General features: G+C 51.4%; 1 protein-coding gene. It reads right to left on the bottom strand.

What is annotated here, in order from left to right; genetic code table 11:
* A partial coding sequence (locus LJE08_RS14210) for a hypothetical protein (RefSeq protein ID WP_227403607.1) occupies nt 1–255 on the bottom strand: 255 nt, incomplete at both ends.

Below are 255 nucleotides of genomic sequence, written 5' to 3'. Positions count from 1 at the left end.
AACACGTTGCTGGCCAATTTAATTGCATAGTACGGCCCCGCCCCGAACTTACGCATGGTATCCGTATCACGACCGGTCTGATAGTCACGGCCAATCTCTTTAAAATGATTGAAGTCAGTAACCGTCTGCGTCAGGCTGATTGCCGGCACGTGCAGCTGTTTAGCCAGTTCTGGCAATGAATCCGCGCTGAGCAGCTTTTGCATAAACTTTGGGTAGGGCAGGCGCCGGTCATCTTTTTCCTGCTGAGCAAAAACC

This window comes from Holdemanella sp. DFI.5.55 (assembly GCF_020593575.1).
Lineage (GTDB): Bacteria > Bacillota_I > Bacilli_A > Erysipelotrichales > Erysipelotrichaceae > Holdemanella > Holdemanella hominis.
Note: the sequence above shows the minus strand (reverse complement) of the source record. Positions and strands in the feature narration are given on the sequence as shown.